Raw genomic sequence first — 13,835 nt, 5'->3', positions numbered from 1 at the left:
AATCATCATGAACAAGATTCGCAGTGGTGACGAAGTCATCGTGATCGCAGGACGCGACAAGGGCAAGCGCGGCAAGGTCGTGCTCCGTGCCGACGACAGCAAGCTGGTCGTCGAAGGCGTGAACATCGTCAAGAAGCACGCCAAGCCGAACCCCATGAAGGGTGTGACCGGCGGCATCATCGAAAAAACCATGCCCATCCACCAGTCCAACATCGCCATCTTCAATGGTGCCACGGGCAAGGCAGATCGCGTGGGCATCAAGCTCCTGGCTGACGGCAAGAAAGTGCGCGTCTTCAAGTCCAGCGGCGAAGAGATCAAGGTGGCATGACCATGGCACGCTTTCAAGACATCTACCGCGACAAGGTCGCACCCGAGCTGGTCACCAAGTTTGGCTACAAGTCGGTCATGGAGGTGCCTCGCATCACCAAGATCACGCTGAACATGGGCGTGAGCGAGGCCGTGGCCGACAAGAAGGTCATGGACAACGCCGTGGGCGACCTGACCAAGATCTCCGGCCAGAAGCCGGTGGTCACCAAGGCCAAGAAGGCCATCGCCGGCTTCAAGATCCGCGAGCAGCAGCCCATCGGCTGCATGGTCACCCTGCGTGGCGCCCGCATGTACGAATTCCTGGACCGCTTCGTCACCGTGGCCCTGCCCCGCGTGCGCGACTTCCGCGGCATCTCGGGTCGTTCCTTCGATGGCCGTGGCAACTACAACATCGGCGTCAAGGAACAGATCATCTTCCCCGAGATCGAGTACGACAAGGTCGATGCCCTGCGCGGCCTGAACATCAGCATCACGACAACCGCCAAGACCGACGAAGAGTGCAAGGCACTGCTGGCTGGTTTCCGTTTCCCGTTCAAGAACTGAGGTGGCGCGTGGCTAAACAAGCACTACTCCAACGTGAACTCAAGCGCGAGAAGCTCGCCGCCAAGTTCGCCAACAAATACAACGAGCTCAAGGCCATCGCCGGCGACGCCAAGCGTTCCGACGAGGAGCGCGACGCCGCTCGCCTGGCTCTGCAGAAACTGCCCCGCAACGCCAACCCGACCCGCCAGCGCAACCGCTGCGAGATCACCGGTCGTCCGCGCGGCACCTTCAACTACTTCGGTCTGGCCCGTGCCAAGGTTCGCGAGATGGCATTTGCCGGCGAGATCCCTGGCGTGACCAAAGCCAGCTGGTAAGCCATAGGAGAAACCCACATGAGCATGAGTGATCCTATCGCCGACATGTTGACCCGCATCCGGAATGCGCAGGCCGTTGAAAAGGCCTCCGTTTCGATGCCGTCTTCCAAAGTCAAGGCTGCCATTGCCCAGGTCCTGAAGGACGAAGGCTACATCGACGGCTTCCAGGTCAAGACCGACGGCGGCAAGAGCGAACTCGAGATTTCCCTCAAGTACTACGCCGGCCGTCCCGTCATCGAGCGCATCGAGCGCGTGAGCCGTCCCGGCCTGCGCATCTACCGCGGCCGTGACGCCATCCCCCAGGTCATGAACGGTCTGGGCGTCGCTATCGTCACCACCCCGAAGGGCGTGATGACCGATCGCAAGGCCCGCGCCTCCGGCGTGGGTGGCGAAGTCCTGTGTTACGTCGCCTGACGCGGGCATTGAGGAGAGACTGAATGTCACGTATTGGAAAACTGCCCGTCGTCGTTCCCGCAGGGATCGACGTCGCGGTGAACGACACGCAGGTGAACGTCAAGGGTGCCCTGGGCGCCCTCAGCCTGAACCTGAACCCGCTGGTGAAGATCGAGAACAAGGCAGGTTCGCTGACCTTCGTCCCGGTCGACGAGTCCCGCGAGGCCAATGCCATGTCCGGCACCCTGCGCCAGCTGGTGAACAACATGGTCAACGGTGTGAGCAAGGGCTTCGAGAAGAAGCTGACCCTGATCGGCGTGGGCTACAAGGCCCAGGCCCAGGGCACCAAGCTCAACCTGAACGTGGGCTATTCCCACCCGGTGGTCATCGATATGCCGGCCGGCATCCAGGTGGCAACCCCGACGCCCACCGAAATCGTCATCAAGGGTGCCGACCGCCAGCGCGTGGGTCAGGTGGCTTCCGAGGTCCGTGCGGTCCGTCCTCCCGAGCCCTACAAGGGCAAGGGCATCCGTTATGCGGATGAGAAGGTCGTGATCAAGGAAACCAAGAAGAAATAAGGACGCCGATCATGTTGACCAAAAAAGAGCAACGCCTGCGCCGCGCCCGTCAGACCCGCATCCGCATCGCCCAGCAGGGCGCCGTGCGTCTGACGGTCAACCGCACCAACCTGCACATCTACGCCAACGTCATTTCCGACGACGGTTCCCGTGTGCTGGCTTCGGCCTCGACCGCCGAAGCCGAAGTCCGCGCCCAGCTGGGTGCCTCCGGCAAGGGCGGCAACGCCGCTGCCGCAGCACTGATCGGCAAGCGCATCGCTGAAAAGGCCAAGGCTGCCGGCATCGAGAAGGTCGCCTTCGACCGCTCCGGCTTCGCCTACCACGGTCGCGTCAAGGCTCTGGCCGACGCAGCCCGTGAAGCCGGCCTGCAGTTCTGATCGGACGGGATACCAAAATGGCTAAATTTCAGGCAAACATCAAGAACGAAGCGAACGACGACGGTCTGCGCGAGAAGATGATCGCGATCAACCGCGTGACCAAGGTGGTCAAGGGCGGTCGCATCCTCGGTTTCGCAGCACTGACCGTGGTCGGTGACGGCGACGGCCGCGTCGGCATGGGCAAGGGCAAGGCCCGCGAAGTGCCCGTGGCCGTGCAGAAGGCCATGGAGCAGGCCCGCCGCAACATGATCAAGGTGTCCCTGCGCAACGGTTCGCTGCACCACAGCGTGACCGGTGAGCACGGTGCCGCCAACGTCATGATGCTGCCCGCCGTCAAGGGTACCGGCATCATCGCCGGCGGTCCGATGCGTGCCGTGTTCGAGGTGCTGGGTGTGACCGACGTCGTGGCCAAGAGCCATGGCTCGAGCAACCCGTACAACCTCGTGCGCGCCACCCTGGACGCCCTGAAGAACTCGACCACTCCCGCCGACGTCGCTGCCAAGCGCGGCAAGTCGGTGGAAGACATCCTGGGTTGATAGGAACGACCATGACCACCCAAACCACCGTCAAAGTCCAGCTGGTCCGCAGCCCCATCGGCTGCAAGCAGGACCACCGCGCCACCGTGCGCGGCCTGGGTCTGCGCAAGCTCAACAGCGTGAGCGAGCTGCAGGACACCCCGGCCGTGCGCGGCATGATCAACAAGATCAGCTACCTGGTCAAAGTCCTCTGATCGGAGCCCCTGACATGCAACTCAACACCATCAAGCCCGCCAGCGGCGCCAAGCACGCCAAGCGTCGCGTGGGTCGTGGCATCGGCTCCGGCCTGGGCAAGACCGCCGGTCGCGGTCACAAGGGCCAGAAATCCCGCTCGGGCGGCTACCACAAGGTCGGCTTCGAAGGCGGTCAGATGCCGCTGCAGCGGCGTCTGCCCAAGCGCGGTTTCAAGTCCGCCCTGCTGCAGTTCAATGCGGAAGTGACCCTGTCCGACCTGAACGGTCTGGATGTCGCCGAGATCGACGTGCTCGTGCTGAAGCAGGCTGGCTTGGTGGCCAACCTCGCCAAGCGCGTGAAGGTCATCAAGACCGGCGAGATCACCCGCGCCGTGACCCTCAAGGACATCGCCGCCACCGCAGGTGCCAAGGCCGCCATCGAGGCAGCCGGCGGCAGCGTGGCCTGATACCGATCTGACGGAACCCATCTGTGGCTACTGGCAACCCCTCTCTCGCCAAGACCGGAAAGTTCGGTGACCTGCGTCGCCGGCTGGTATTCCTGTTGCTGGCGCTGGTGGTGTACCGCATTGGCGCCCACATCCCTGTGCCGGGCATCGACCCGGCGCAGCTGGAGCAGCTGTTCAAGGGGCAGCAGGGCGGCATCCTGAGCCTGTTCAACATGTTCTCGGGCGGCGCGCTGTCCCGGTTCACGGTGTTCGCGCTCGGCATCATGCCGTACATCTCGGCCTCGATCATCATGCAGCTCATGACCTATGTGGTCCCCGCATTCGAGCAGCTGAAGAAAGAGGGCGAGGCCGGTCGCCGCAAGATCACGCAGTACACGCGTTTCGGCACCCTGGGTCTGGCGATCTTCCAGGCCATGGGCATCGCCCTGGCCCTCGAAGGCCAGGCCGGCCTGGTGATCGACCCCGGCATGGGCTTCCGCCTCACTGCCGTGGTCAGCCTGGTCGCTGGCACCATGTTCCTGATGTGGCTGGGCGAGCAGATCACCGAGCGTGGTCTGGGCAACGGCATCTCCATCCTGATCTTTGCCGGCATTGCTGCGGGCTTGCCCAATGCCATCGGCGGCCTTCTGGAGCTGGTGCGCACCGGCGCCATGAGCATCCTGGTGTCGCTGTTCATCATCGCACTGGTGATCCTGGTCACCTACTTCGTGGTGTTCGTCGAGCGTGGCCAGCGCAAGATCCTGGTGAACTACGCACGCCGTCAGGTGGGCAACAAGGTGTATGGCGGTCAATCGTCGCACCTGCCGCTCAAGCTCAACATGGCCGGCGTGATCCCGCCCATCTTCGCATCGTCGATCATCCTGCTGCCGACCACCATCGTCAGCTGGGTCAGCACCGGTGACTCCACCCGCTGGTTGCGCGACATCGCGTCGGCGCTGTCGCCGGGCCAGCCGATCTATGTGGCCCTGTACGCTGCCGCCATCGTTTTCTTCTGCTTCTTCTACACGGCCCTGGTCTTCAACAGCCGGGAAACCGCCGACAACCTGAAGAAGAGCGGCGCCTTCATCCCCGGCATTCGTCCCGGCGACCAGACGGCCCGCTACATCGACAAGATCCTGCTGCGTCTGACGCTGGCCGGAGCGGTCTACATCACGGCGGTGTGTCTGCTGCCGGAGTTCCTGATCCTCGAATACAACGTGCCTTTCTATTTTGGCGGTACGTCCCTGCTGATCATCGTGGTGGTGACCATGGACTTCATGGCCCAGGTGCAGAACTACCTGATGTCCCAGCAATACGAATCGCTGTTGAAAAAGGCCAATTTCAAAACCTCCCTCGGCAATTGATTTGTTATGGCCAAGGATGATGTGATCGAGATGCAGGGTGAGGTGATTGAAAACCTCCCCAACGCAACTTTTCGGGTCAAGCTCGAAAACGGCCACGTGGTTCTGGGACACATATCCGGCAAGATGCGCATGCATTACATCCGCATCCTGCCGGGGGACAAGGTGAAAGTCGAGCTCACGCCCTACGACCTCACCCGGGCAAGGATCGTATTCCGCTCGAAATGAGCGCTTCGGCAACGAATGTTTTTGAATTTCTAGGAGAAGACAATGAGAGTTTCGGCTTCGGTCAAGAAAATGTGCCGCAACTGTAAGATCATCAAGCGCCACGGCATCGTGCGTGTGATTTGCACCGACCCGCGTCACAAGCAGCGTCAAGGCTGACAGGTTAAGTTAGAGGACCATCATGGCTCGTATTGCAGGTATCAACATTCCGCCGCACAAGCACGCCGAGATCGGCTTGACGGCCATTTTCGGCATCGGCCGCACCCGTGCTCGCAAGATCTGCGAAGCCTGCGGCATTGCCTACGACAAGAAGATCAAGGATCTGACCGACGCCGAACTCGAAAAGGTTCGTGAACAGGTCGGCACCTTCACCATCGAAGGTGACCTGCGTCGCGAGACCACCATGAACATCAAGCGTCTGATGGACATTGGCTGCTACCGCGGCTTCCGTCACCGCCGTGGTCTGCCGCTGCGTGGTCAGCGGACCAAGACCAACGCCCGTACGCGCAAGGGTCCGCGCAAAGCCGCCCAGTCGCTGAAGAAATAATTGGATTGAAGGATCCCCATGGCCAAGTCTCCCTCCAGCAGCGCAGCCGCCCGCGTCCGCAAGAAGGTTCGCAAGAACATTGCTGACGGCATCGCGCACGTTCACGCCTCGTTCAACAACACCATCATCACCATCACCGACCGCCAGGGCAACGCACTGTCGTGGGCCTCTTCGGGTGGTCAGGGCTTCAAGGGTTCGCGCAAGTCGACGCCCTTTGCCGCCCAGGTGGCCTCCGAGGTGGCCGGCCGTGCTGCACAGGAACAGGGCATCAAGAACCTGGACGTCGAGATCAAGGGTCCCGGTCCGGGCCGCGAGTCGTCCGTGCGCGCCCTCGGCGCCCTGGGCATCCGCATCACGTCCATCTCCGACGTGACCCCGGTGCCGCACAACGGCTGCCGCCCCCAGAAGCGCCGCCGCATCTGATCCCCCATCCCGGGTTGTGGCGCGTCGCCGCGCTATACTCCGGGGTTTTCCCGATCACCACCGCAGTCCCCTGCGGTGGTGTTGTTGTTAAGCCCACCGCCCCCGCACTCAGCGGAAGGCTCCCGCGATGACCTCTGACCTTGTGTCGGGCCGGTCGCGGCAGATTAAACCAAGGATATCCACGTGGCACGTTACCTCGGCCCCAAGGCCAAACTTTCCCGCCGTGAAGGCTCCGACCTGCTGCTCAAGAGCGCGCGCCGCTCGATCAGCGACAAGGCCAAGTTCGACTCCAAGCCCGGCCAGCACGGCCGCACCTCCGGTCAGCGCACCTCCGATTTCGGCCTGCAGCTCCGTGAGAAGCAGAAGGTCAAGCGCACCTATGGCGTGCTGGAGCGCCAGTTCCGCCGCTACTTCGCCGAAGCCGACCGCCGCCGCGGCAACACCGGCTCCAACCTGCTGGAGCTGCTCGAGTCCCGCCTGGACAACGTCGTGTTCCGCATGGGTTTTGCCTCCACCCGCGCCGAAGCCCGCCAGATGGTGTCGCACAAGGCGATCACCGTGAACGGCAAGTCGGTCAACATCCCGTCGTTCAGCGTCAAGGCCGGTGACGTCATCGCCGTGCGCGAGAAGTCCAAGAAGCAGGCGCGCGTGGTCGAAGCCCTCGAGCTGGCCAAGCAGATCGGCTTCCCCGGCTGGGTCGACGTGTCGGTCGACAAGGTCGAAGGCGTGTTCAAGAAGTCGCCCGACCGCGACGAGTTCGGTTCGGACATCAACGAATCGCTGATCGTCGAACTGTATTCGCGTTAATCCCGTTCCCGGCGGGCGCCCCGGTGGTGCCTGGCGGGCCATGCTCCGTCTGCCTTATCGGTGTAACGAGCCGAGGGTCCTGAAGGAAGTCTGAATGCTGAACAATCTGCTCAAGCCCAAAACCATCAATGTCGAGCAAGTCTCGGCCAACCGCGCCAAGGTGACCCTGGAGCCCTTCGAGCGTGGCTACGGCCACACGCTGGGCAACGCGCTGCGCCGCGTGCTGCTGTCGTCGATGGTGGGTCACGCCCCGACCGAGGTGACGATCGCCGGTGTGGTGCACGAGTACTCCTCCATCGACGGCGTGCAGGAAGACGTCGTCAACATGCTGCTCAACCTCAAGGGCGTGGTGTTCAAGCTCCACAACCGCGACGAGGTGACGCTGAGCCTGCGCAAGGACGGTGAGGGCGTCGTGACGGCGGCCGACATCCAGACGCCGCACGATGTCGAGATCGTCAATCCCGGTCACGTGATCGCCACCCTGTCGGCCGGCGCCAAGCTGGACATGCAGATCAAGGTGGAAAAGGGCCGTGGCTATGTGCCTGGCAGCCTGCGCCGTGGCGACGAGCAGTCACGTTCCATCGGCCGCATCATCCTCGACGCGTCGTTCTCGCCGGTCAAGCGGGTGAGCTACACCGTGGAAAGCGCCCGCGTGGAGCAGCGCACCGATCTGGACAAGCTGGTGCTCGAGATCGAGACCAACGGTTCCATCGGCCCGGAAGAAGCCGTGCGCGCATCGGCCAAGATCCTGGTCGAGCAGCTGGCCGTGTTCGCCCACCTGGAAGGCGCCGAGATCTTCCCCTCGTCCGAGCCCACCCGCAACCCGCAGCAGTTCGATCCGATCCTGCTGCGCCCGGTCGACGAGCTGGAGCTCACCGTGCGTTCGGCCAACTGCCTGAAGGCCGAGAACATCTATTACATCGGTGACCTGATCCAGCGCACCGAGAACGAGCTGCTCAAGACCCCCAACCTGGGTCGCAAGTCGCTCAACGAGATCAAGGAAGTGCTCGCCTCGCGCGGCCTGACCTTGGGCATGAAGCTCGAGAACTGGCCGCCGGCCGGCCTCGACAAACACTGAAAGACGGGGGTTTCCGCCCCCACCTGACGTCCCCCCAGTACCTGATCCGGCTGGGGGCAAAACACTGAAAGGACATCACCATGCGTCACGGACACGGACTTCGCAAACTCAACCGCACCAGCGAGCACCGCCAGGCGATGCTGCGCAACATGATGAACTCGCTGCTCACGCACGAGGCCATCAAGACCACGGTGCCCAAGGCCAAGGAACTGCGCCGCGTCGTCGAGCGCATGATCACCCTGGCCAAGGTGCCCACGGTGGCCAACCGCCGCCTGGCCTTCGACCGTCTGCGTGACCGCGATGTCGTGGTCAAGCTGTTCGACGAGCTGGGCCCGCGCTTCAAGGCGCGTCCGGGCGGCTACACCCGCATCCTGAAGATGGGCTTCCGCGTGGGCGACAACGCCCCGATGGCCTACATCGAACTGGTGGATCGTGCCGAAGAAAAGGCCGATGCAGCCGGTGAAGCCGAAAAGGCGTGATATACTAGAAGGCTTGACGCGCGGTGGAGCAGCCTGGTAGCTCGTTGGGCTCATAACCCAAAGGTCGCAAGTTCAAATCTTGCCCGCGCAACCAAACCAGACAAGCAGCAGCTTGGCATGAAGCCCTCGGAAACGAGGGCTTTTTTGTGCCCGCTCGCCCATGGTGCGAGGCGGGCCGTCGTGTCCCCCGATGACAGGACGTATGCGGATCGTGCGCTGCAGGATGTCGGACAAGGCTTCATTTCCGGATCGTCCCGGTCGATGAGCACTGAGTCCATGGCGCGTCTTCCTTCGCAGCCACGGCTTCTGCAAGGAGCCATCCATGTCCTGGAATCCGATCGGCCTGAGCGGCCGCATGCTCGACGCCATCATGGCCGCACAGCCGTCCATCCAGTTCACGCCGCAGGGTGTGATCCTGGACGCCAATGCCGCCTTTCTGGATTTCATGGGATACCGCATCGAGGAAATCCGGGGTCAGCACCACCGGATGTTCGTCGAGCCCCAGGAGCGCGAGAGCGAGGACTACCGTCGCTTCTGGGAGGCGCTGGCCGCCGGCCAGCCGCAGAGCGCCGAGTTCAGACGCCGCACCCGCGAGGGCCGGGTGGTCTGGCTGCAGGCCAGCTACATACCGGTGCGCTCGGCGACCGGGCGGGTGGTCCGGGTGATCAAGCTCGCGCAGGACACGACCCTGCGCAAACAGCGCGACGATGACCTCGAGAGCCAGCTGGCGGCCATCCACCGGACCCAGGCCGTGATCGAGTTCGCCCTGGACGGGACCATACTCCAGGCCAACGACAACTTCCTGGCGGCCCTGGGCTACACCGCGGATGAGGTCATCGGGAAGCACCACCGCATGTTCGTGCACCCGGAGGAAGCCCGCAGTCCTGAGTACGGGCGCTTCTGGTCGGAGCTCGGGCACGGAGAGCCGCGTTCGGGAGAGTTCTGCCGGCGCCACAAGTCGGGACGCGATGTGTGGATCCAGGCCAGTTACACCCCGATCCGGGACGTGGCAGGCCAGCCGTACAAGGTGGTGAAGTACGCCAGCGACATCACCGGCATGGTGGTGCAGCGTCAGCAGGTGGAGCTGTTGTCGCTGGTGGCGAACGAAACCGACAACGCGGTGCTGATCTGTGACGCACAGGGCCTGACCGAATACGTCAATCCCGGATTCACCCGGCTGACCGGTTACGGGCCACAGGAAATTCTGGGACGCAAACCGGGCAGCGTGCTTCAGGGGCGCGGCACCGATCCCGCCACCGTGGCGCGCATCCGCTCCATGCTGGCCCAGGGCAAACCCTTTTACGAAGAAATCCTCAACTACGACAAGCAGGGAACCCCGCACTGGGTCTCCCTGGCCGTGAACCCGATACGGGATGCCCAGGGACAGGTGCAGCGCTACGTGTCGGTCAATGCCAACATCACCGCCACCAAGATGCGGGCCCAGGAAGATGCCACCCGCCTGTCCGCGATCCGCGCCTCCTCGGTCACGGCCGACTGGGACGAGCGCGGTCGCCTGATCGATGTGAGCCCGATGCTGCTGGCCGTGCTGCAGACCGAATCGATCGAGCCGGTGCGCCGGTTGCTCGAGGGCATCGCCACATCCCTGTTGTCCGGCGATGCCCGTGCGCGCCTGATGCGGGAGGGCACCCTCACCCAGGAGCTGGAACTCAGCACGGTGACCGGACGCAAGATCTGGCTGGCGGGCCGCTTCAACCCGACCCTGGACATGGATGGCAGCCTGCGCAAGCTGGTGCTCTATGCCAGCGACATCACCGCCACCAAGCAGACCCTGGAGCGCATCCAGACCGCCGTCGACCGCATCAACGGCCTGGCGATGCAGACCAACCTGCTGTCGCTCAATGCCGCGATCGAGGCCGCCCGTGCCGGGGAGCATGGCCGCGGCTTTTCGGTGGTGGCTGCGGAGGTGCGCAGCCTGTCACGGCGTTCCGCCGAGTCGGCCAAGGAAATCGCCGACCTGCTGCGCTGAGATCAGACCGCGCGGGCGCCGGCCTCGCGCAGCCGGAACACGGCGACCGCATCGACCATCTGCCGGGCCTGGGTGCGCAGGCTGCTGGCAGCGGCGGCCATCTCTTCCACCAATGCCGCGTTCTGCTGCGTGGCCTGGTCCATCTGGGTGATGGCTTCGCCCACCTGGGACACGCCCGAACTCTGTTCGGCGCTGGCCGCGCTGATCTCCCCGACGATGTCGGACACCCGGCGGATGCTGGCAACGATCTCCTGCATGGTGGCGCCGGCGCGGTCGGCCAGTGCCGTGCCTTTTTCGACACGGTCCACGCTGTCGATGATCAGCTTGCGCACTTCCTTCGCTGCCTCTGCACTGCGCTGGGCCAGGTTGCGCACCTCGCCGGCCACCACGGCAAAGCCCCGACCCTGCTCGCCGGCACGGGCCGCTTCCACCGCGGCATTCAGGGCCAGGATGTTGGTCTGGAAGGCGATGCCGTCGATGACGCCGATGATCTCGCCGATGCGGCGCGCGCTCTGTTCGATGTCGCGCATGGTGCCGACCACCTCGTTGACCACCTGGCCCCCTTCGGCCGTGATGCTGGAGGCGTTGACCGCCAGCTGGTTGGCCGTCTGGGCGTTGTCGGCGTTCTGCTGCACGGTGCTGCCGACCTGTTCCATGGAGGCCGAGGTTTCCTCCAGTGCACTGGCCTGGCTCTCGGTGCGCTGGGACAGGTCGCTGTTGCCGCTGGCGATCTCGCTGCTGCCCAGCGACACCGCATCGGCGCATTGCCGCACCGTCCGCACCGAGATCTCGAGCTGGTTGACCATGGCCTTCAGGTTGGCGAGCGTGCTGTCCTGGTCGCCGGGTCGCAGCGGTATGTCGATGGACAGGTCGCCTGCCGCGACCGACCGGGCCACCTGCTTGAGCACGGCCGGATCGGCGCCCAGATCCCGGGTCACGCGGCGCAGGTACAGCGTCAGGCCGGCCAGCACCACCGAGGCGAACCCCACGGCACCCACCACCATGAGCCGGTCCAGGCCGGCGAAATCATCAATGTCCTGAACCCGCTCCGACAGCTGGCGACCCTGACGCACCTTCTCCTCACCCAGCGGTGCGAGCAGCGCGTTGCGGGCCGGGATGGTGGTGTCGACCAGATAGGCAAACGCCTCGGCCCGCTGGCCGGAACGGATCAGCGCCAGATTGGCTTCGCCGGCCTTCCAGAACGACGCCATGAGGCCCGGCAGCGGGGCAAAGGCCTGGCGCCCGGCCTCGTCGTTCATGGCCTGGCCGAACCGCTCCAGCTCACGCTCCAGCAAGGTCCGCTTGGCGGCAATGTCGGCCAGGGTCGTTTCCATCTCGGCGGGATTGCGGGAGAGGATGGCGTGCCGCAACTGCAGCGACACCCGGGTGACGTTGAGCTCGATGTCGGCGATGCGCTGCAGCTGCGGCACGTTGACCGTGTTGATCCGGTTGGCCGCGGCGCTGAGGTTGCCCATCAGCACCCACACGGTCAGCGCCGTGCCGAGCAGGGTGAGCATCATCACGGCATTGATGGCCAGCAGGCGCTGGGCCAGACTCATGTTGCGGAACATGGGGCATCCCCTCCAGAAGTGATGCCGGTATGTCGGATGTCGTCGTCCCCACTTGAGGGGACAAAACGGCAAACAGGGGATGCCGTGTGCGTTTCTTCCGCTTTTCGCCGCTCAGGGGGCCACCAGCACGGTGCCCAGCGATGCGCCGCCCTCCACGCACCGGTGGGCGTCGGCGATGGCCGACAGCTCGAAACGGTCGCCGGGCTGGATGCCGAGCGCACCGGCCTCCAGCAGCGATGTCAGTTCCGCGATGCAGGCGGCCCGATCGGCCGGCGTCAGCTCATAGACCACGAAGAACCGGCAGGCGATGGACTGGAACAGCAGGGTGCGGAAGTCGACCGTCACCTCGCCGGGCTGGTTGGAGCCGTAGCAGACCAGTTGCCCGTGCGGGCGCAGGATGCCCTGCGGCAGCCAGGCCGCCGTGCCGGAGAAGTCCATGTCGATCACGAGATCCACCCCGGCGCCACCGGTGAGGTCGCGGATCCGACGCGGCGTGTCGGCCTGGCGGTAGTCCAGCACCTCGGTCGCACCCGAGCGCAGCGCCAGTTCCCGTCGGGCGGCCGAGCCTGCGGTGCCGATCACGCGGGCGCCCAGCCGGCGTACCAGCTGCACCACCAGGTGCCCGACCGCGTTGCCCGCGCCCGTGACCAGAACCGTCTGCCCGGCCATCGGCCGGGCCAGCCGAACCGCCTGCACCGCGGTGAGCCCGGGAATGCCCAGGCAGGCGCCCGCCTCCAGCGACACCGAAGGGGGCAGGTCCACCGCCTGTTCCGAAGGCAGGGTGATGCAGCCGGCGGCGGTGCCGAAGGGACGCTGCCACTGCCCGTTCCAGGTCCAGACCCGCTGACCCAGCCGCTCGGCCGGCACGCCCGCTCCCACGGCGTCGATCACGCCGCTGCCGTCGCTGTGGGGCACGATGCGGGGGGCGATCAGGGGGCGCCGCGCACGGGACTTCACATCGGACGGGTTGACCCCCGACCAGGCCAGCCGGACCCGCACCTCGCCCGGACCCGGCTCCGGGGTCGGCCATTCGCCGACCTGCAGCACCTCCTCGGCGGGGCCATTGCGTTCATACCAGGCTGCTTGCATGACGGGTCTCCAGAAAGCCGGTCTGCGCCGGCCCAAACCGCAATACCATACCCCAGACAAGAGCCACCCCCAGTTCCCCCGGAGAAGCCATGACGTTGCGAGTGATGATGGTCGACGACAACGACAACGACCTGCTGTTCACGCGGCTGATCCTGCAGCGTTGCGGGGTCGATTACGACATCCTGGGCTTCGAACGCGCCGCACAGGCCCTGGACCACCTGCGCGACACGCCGTGCCATGGCGTCTCCATCATCCTGCTCGACATCAACATGCCGGTCATGAACGGCTTCGAGTTCCTGGAGGCATTCGAGGCGCTCACCCCGGCCCAGCAGGGCGGGGCGGTGGTGCTGATGCTGTCCTCCTCGTCCGACCCGACCGACCGGGAACGCGCCGCCCGCCATGCCTCGGTCAAGGGCTACCTGACCAAACCCCTGGAACGCCAGGTGGCGGCTGCCCTGCCGGCACTGGCCGGGCTGGTGACGGGCGGGTCCGCCGCCTGAAGGCGGACGGCGACACCGGTACGAGACACCGGCAGGAAATAGACCACGAATCACCTGTTCTTCGGTGCAGGCGTCCCCTAT

22 protein-coding genes and 1 tRNA gene are annotated in these 13,835 nt (G+C 64.7%); 20 read left to right on the top strand and 3 right to left on the bottom strand.

Annotated features, from left to right (window positions below; genetic code table 11):
- Positions 1-7: 7 nt before the first annotated feature.
- The 18 genes from rplX (at position 8) to CAP38_RS00195 (ending at position 8,701) form a co-directional block, all read left to right on the top strand.
- A complete protein-coding gene (rplX, locus tag CAP38_RS00280; protein ID WP_086118905.1) occupies positions 8-328 on the top strand; it encodes a 50S ribosomal protein L24 in 321 nt (106 codons plus the stop codon).
- A gap of 2 nt (positions 329-330) precedes the next feature.
- On the top strand, positions 331-870 hold the full coding sequence (gene rplE / locus CAP38_RS00275; protein ID WP_086119684.1) for a 50S ribosomal protein L5: 540 nt from the start codon (positions 331-333) through the stop codon (positions 868-870).
- 8 nt (positions 871-878) lie between these two features.
- Complete coding sequence (rpsN, locus tag CAP38_RS00270; RefSeq protein ID WP_086118904.1) at positions 879-1,184, top strand: 30S ribosomal protein S14; 306 nt, start codon at positions 879-881, stop codon at positions 1,182-1,184.
- 18 nt (positions 1,185-1,202) lie between these two features.
- A complete protein-coding gene (rpsH, locus tag CAP38_RS00265; RefSeq protein ID WP_086118903.1) occupies positions 1,203-1,598 on the top strand; it encodes a 30S ribosomal protein S8 in 396 nt (131 codons plus the stop codon).
- Positions 1,599-1,621: 23 nt separating this feature from the next.
- Positions 1,622-2,155: a 50S ribosomal protein L6 gene (gene rplF, locus CAP38_RS00260; RefSeq protein WP_086118902.1), complete on the top strand. Its 534-nt coding sequence runs from the start codon at positions 1,622-1,624 to the stop codon at positions 2,153-2,155.
- A gap of 11 nt (positions 2,156-2,166) precedes the next feature.
- A complete protein-coding gene (rplR, locus tag CAP38_RS00255) occupies positions 2,167-2,532 on the top strand; it encodes a 50S ribosomal protein L18 (RefSeq protein ID WP_086118901.1) in 366 nt (121 codons plus the stop codon).
- Positions 2,533-2,549: 17 nt separating this feature from the next.
- Complete coding sequence (rpsE, locus tag CAP38_RS00250; protein WP_086118900.1) at positions 2,550-3,068, top strand: 30S ribosomal protein S5; 519 nt, start codon at positions 2,550-2,552, stop codon at positions 3,066-3,068.
- 11 nt (positions 3,069-3,079) lie between these two features.
- Positions 3,080-3,262: a 50S ribosomal protein L30 gene (gene rpmD, locus CAP38_RS00245; protein WP_086118899.1), complete on the top strand. Its 183-nt coding sequence runs from the start codon at positions 3,080-3,082 to the stop codon at positions 3,260-3,262.
- Between the two features lie 14 nt (positions 3,263-3,276).
- Complete coding sequence (gene rplO / locus CAP38_RS00240) at positions 3,277-3,708, top strand: 50S ribosomal protein L15 (protein ID WP_086118898.1); 432 nt, start codon at positions 3,277-3,279, stop codon at positions 3,706-3,708.
- Between the two features lie 23 nt (positions 3,709-3,731).
- Entirely contained in the window at positions 3,732-5,051 is a 1,320-nt protein-coding gene (gene secY, locus CAP38_RS00235; protein ID WP_086118897.1) for a preprotein translocase subunit SecY, read from the top strand.
- Between the two features lie 6 nt (positions 5,052-5,057).
- The gene (infA, locus tag CAP38_RS00230) at positions 5,058-5,276 is read left to right on the top strand and encodes a translation initiation factor IF-1 (RefSeq protein WP_086118896.1); all 219 of its coding nucleotides are present in this window, start codon (positions 5,058-5,060) and stop codon (positions 5,274-5,276) included.
- 42 nt (positions 5,277-5,318) lie between these two features.
- Positions 5,319-5,432, top strand: a complete 114-nt coding sequence (gene rpmJ / locus CAP38_RS00225; protein WP_084236402.1) for a 50S ribosomal protein L36 — start codon at positions 5,319-5,321, stop codon at positions 5,430-5,432.
- 22 nt (positions 5,433-5,454) lie between these two features.
- Positions 5,455-5,820 carry a 30S ribosomal protein S13 gene (gene rpsM / locus CAP38_RS00220; RefSeq protein WP_086118895.1) on the top strand — a complete coding sequence of 122 codons (366 nt, stop codon included), beginning with the start codon at positions 5,455-5,457 and terminating at the stop codon, positions 5,818-5,820.
- An 18-nt stretch (positions 5,821-5,838) separates the two neighbouring features.
- On the top strand, positions 5,839-6,243 hold the full coding sequence (rpsK, locus tag CAP38_RS00215; protein WP_086118894.1) for a 30S ribosomal protein S11: 405 nt from the start codon (positions 5,839-5,841) through the stop codon (positions 6,241-6,243).
- Between the two features lie 183 nt (positions 6,244-6,426).
- The gene (rpsD, locus tag CAP38_RS00210; protein WP_086118893.1) at positions 6,427-7,050 is read left to right on the top strand and encodes a 30S ribosomal protein S4; all 624 of its coding nucleotides are present in this window, start codon (positions 6,427-6,429) and stop codon (positions 7,048-7,050) included.
- Positions 7,051-7,144: 94 nt separating this feature from the next.
- Entirely contained in the window at positions 7,145-8,128 is a 984-nt protein-coding gene (gene rpoA / locus CAP38_RS00205; RefSeq protein WP_086118892.1) for a DNA-directed RNA polymerase subunit alpha, read from the top strand.
- An 80-nt stretch (positions 8,129-8,208) separates the two neighbouring features.
- The gene (gene rplQ, locus CAP38_RS00200) at positions 8,209-8,607 is read left to right on the top strand and encodes a 50S ribosomal protein L17 (protein WP_086118891.1); all 399 of its coding nucleotides are present in this window, start codon (positions 8,209-8,211) and stop codon (positions 8,605-8,607) included.
- A 17-nt stretch (positions 8,608-8,624) separates the two neighbouring features.
- Positions 8,625-8,701: transfer RNA gene (locus CAP38_RS00195), tRNA-Met, on the top strand.
- On the opposite strand, the gene CAP38_RS15285 is transcribed toward CAP38_RS00195, so the two are convergent.
- A complete protein-coding gene (locus tag CAP38_RS15285; RefSeq protein WP_179188408.1) occupies positions 8,680-8,841 on the bottom strand; it encodes a hypothetical protein in 162 nt (53 codons plus the stop codon). The two genes, CAP38_RS00195 and CAP38_RS15285, sit on opposite strands and share 22 nt — an antisense overlap.
- 88 nt (positions 8,842-8,929) lie before the next feature.
- On the opposite strand from CAP38_RS15285, the gene CAP38_RS00190 reads away from it, so the two are divergent.
- Positions 8,930-10,594 (top strand): PAS domain S-box protein, encoded by a 1,665-nt coding sequence (locus CAP38_RS00190; RefSeq protein ID WP_086118890.1) that lies wholly within the window; start codon positions 8,930-8,932, stop codon positions 10,592-10,594.
- Between the two features lie 2 nt (positions 10,595-10,596).
- Here the strand turns inward: CAP38_RS00190 and CAP38_RS15555 are convergent, their stop codons facing one another.
- Together CAP38_RS15555 and CAP38_RS00180 are read right to left on the bottom strand one after the other, a co-directional pair.
- Positions 10,597-12,165, bottom strand: a complete 1,569-nt coding sequence (locus CAP38_RS15555; protein WP_086118889.1) for a methyl-accepting chemotaxis protein — start codon at positions 12,163-12,165, stop codon at positions 10,597-10,599.
- 111 nt (positions 12,166-12,276) lie between these two features.
- On the bottom strand, positions 12,277-13,254 hold the full coding sequence (locus tag CAP38_RS00180) for an NADPH:quinone reductase (RefSeq protein WP_086118888.1): 978 nt from the start codon (positions 13,252-13,254) through the stop codon (positions 12,277-12,279).
- 89 nt (positions 13,255-13,343) lie between these two features.
- Between CAP38_RS00180 and CAP38_RS00175 the strand changes: the two genes are divergently transcribed.
- Entirely contained in the window at positions 13,344-13,754 is a 411-nt protein-coding gene (locus CAP38_RS00175; RefSeq protein WP_086118887.1) for a response regulator, read from the top strand.
- The last annotated feature ends 81 nt before the right edge of the window (positions 13,755-13,835 follow it).

The sequence above is a fragment of the Hydrogenophaga sp. IBVHS2 genome, assembly GCF_002127215.1.
Lineage (GTDB): Bacteria > Pseudomonadota > Gammaproteobacteria > Burkholderiales > Burkholderiaceae_C > Hydrogenophaga.
This window is presented reverse-complemented; position numbering and strand designations above follow the sequence as displayed.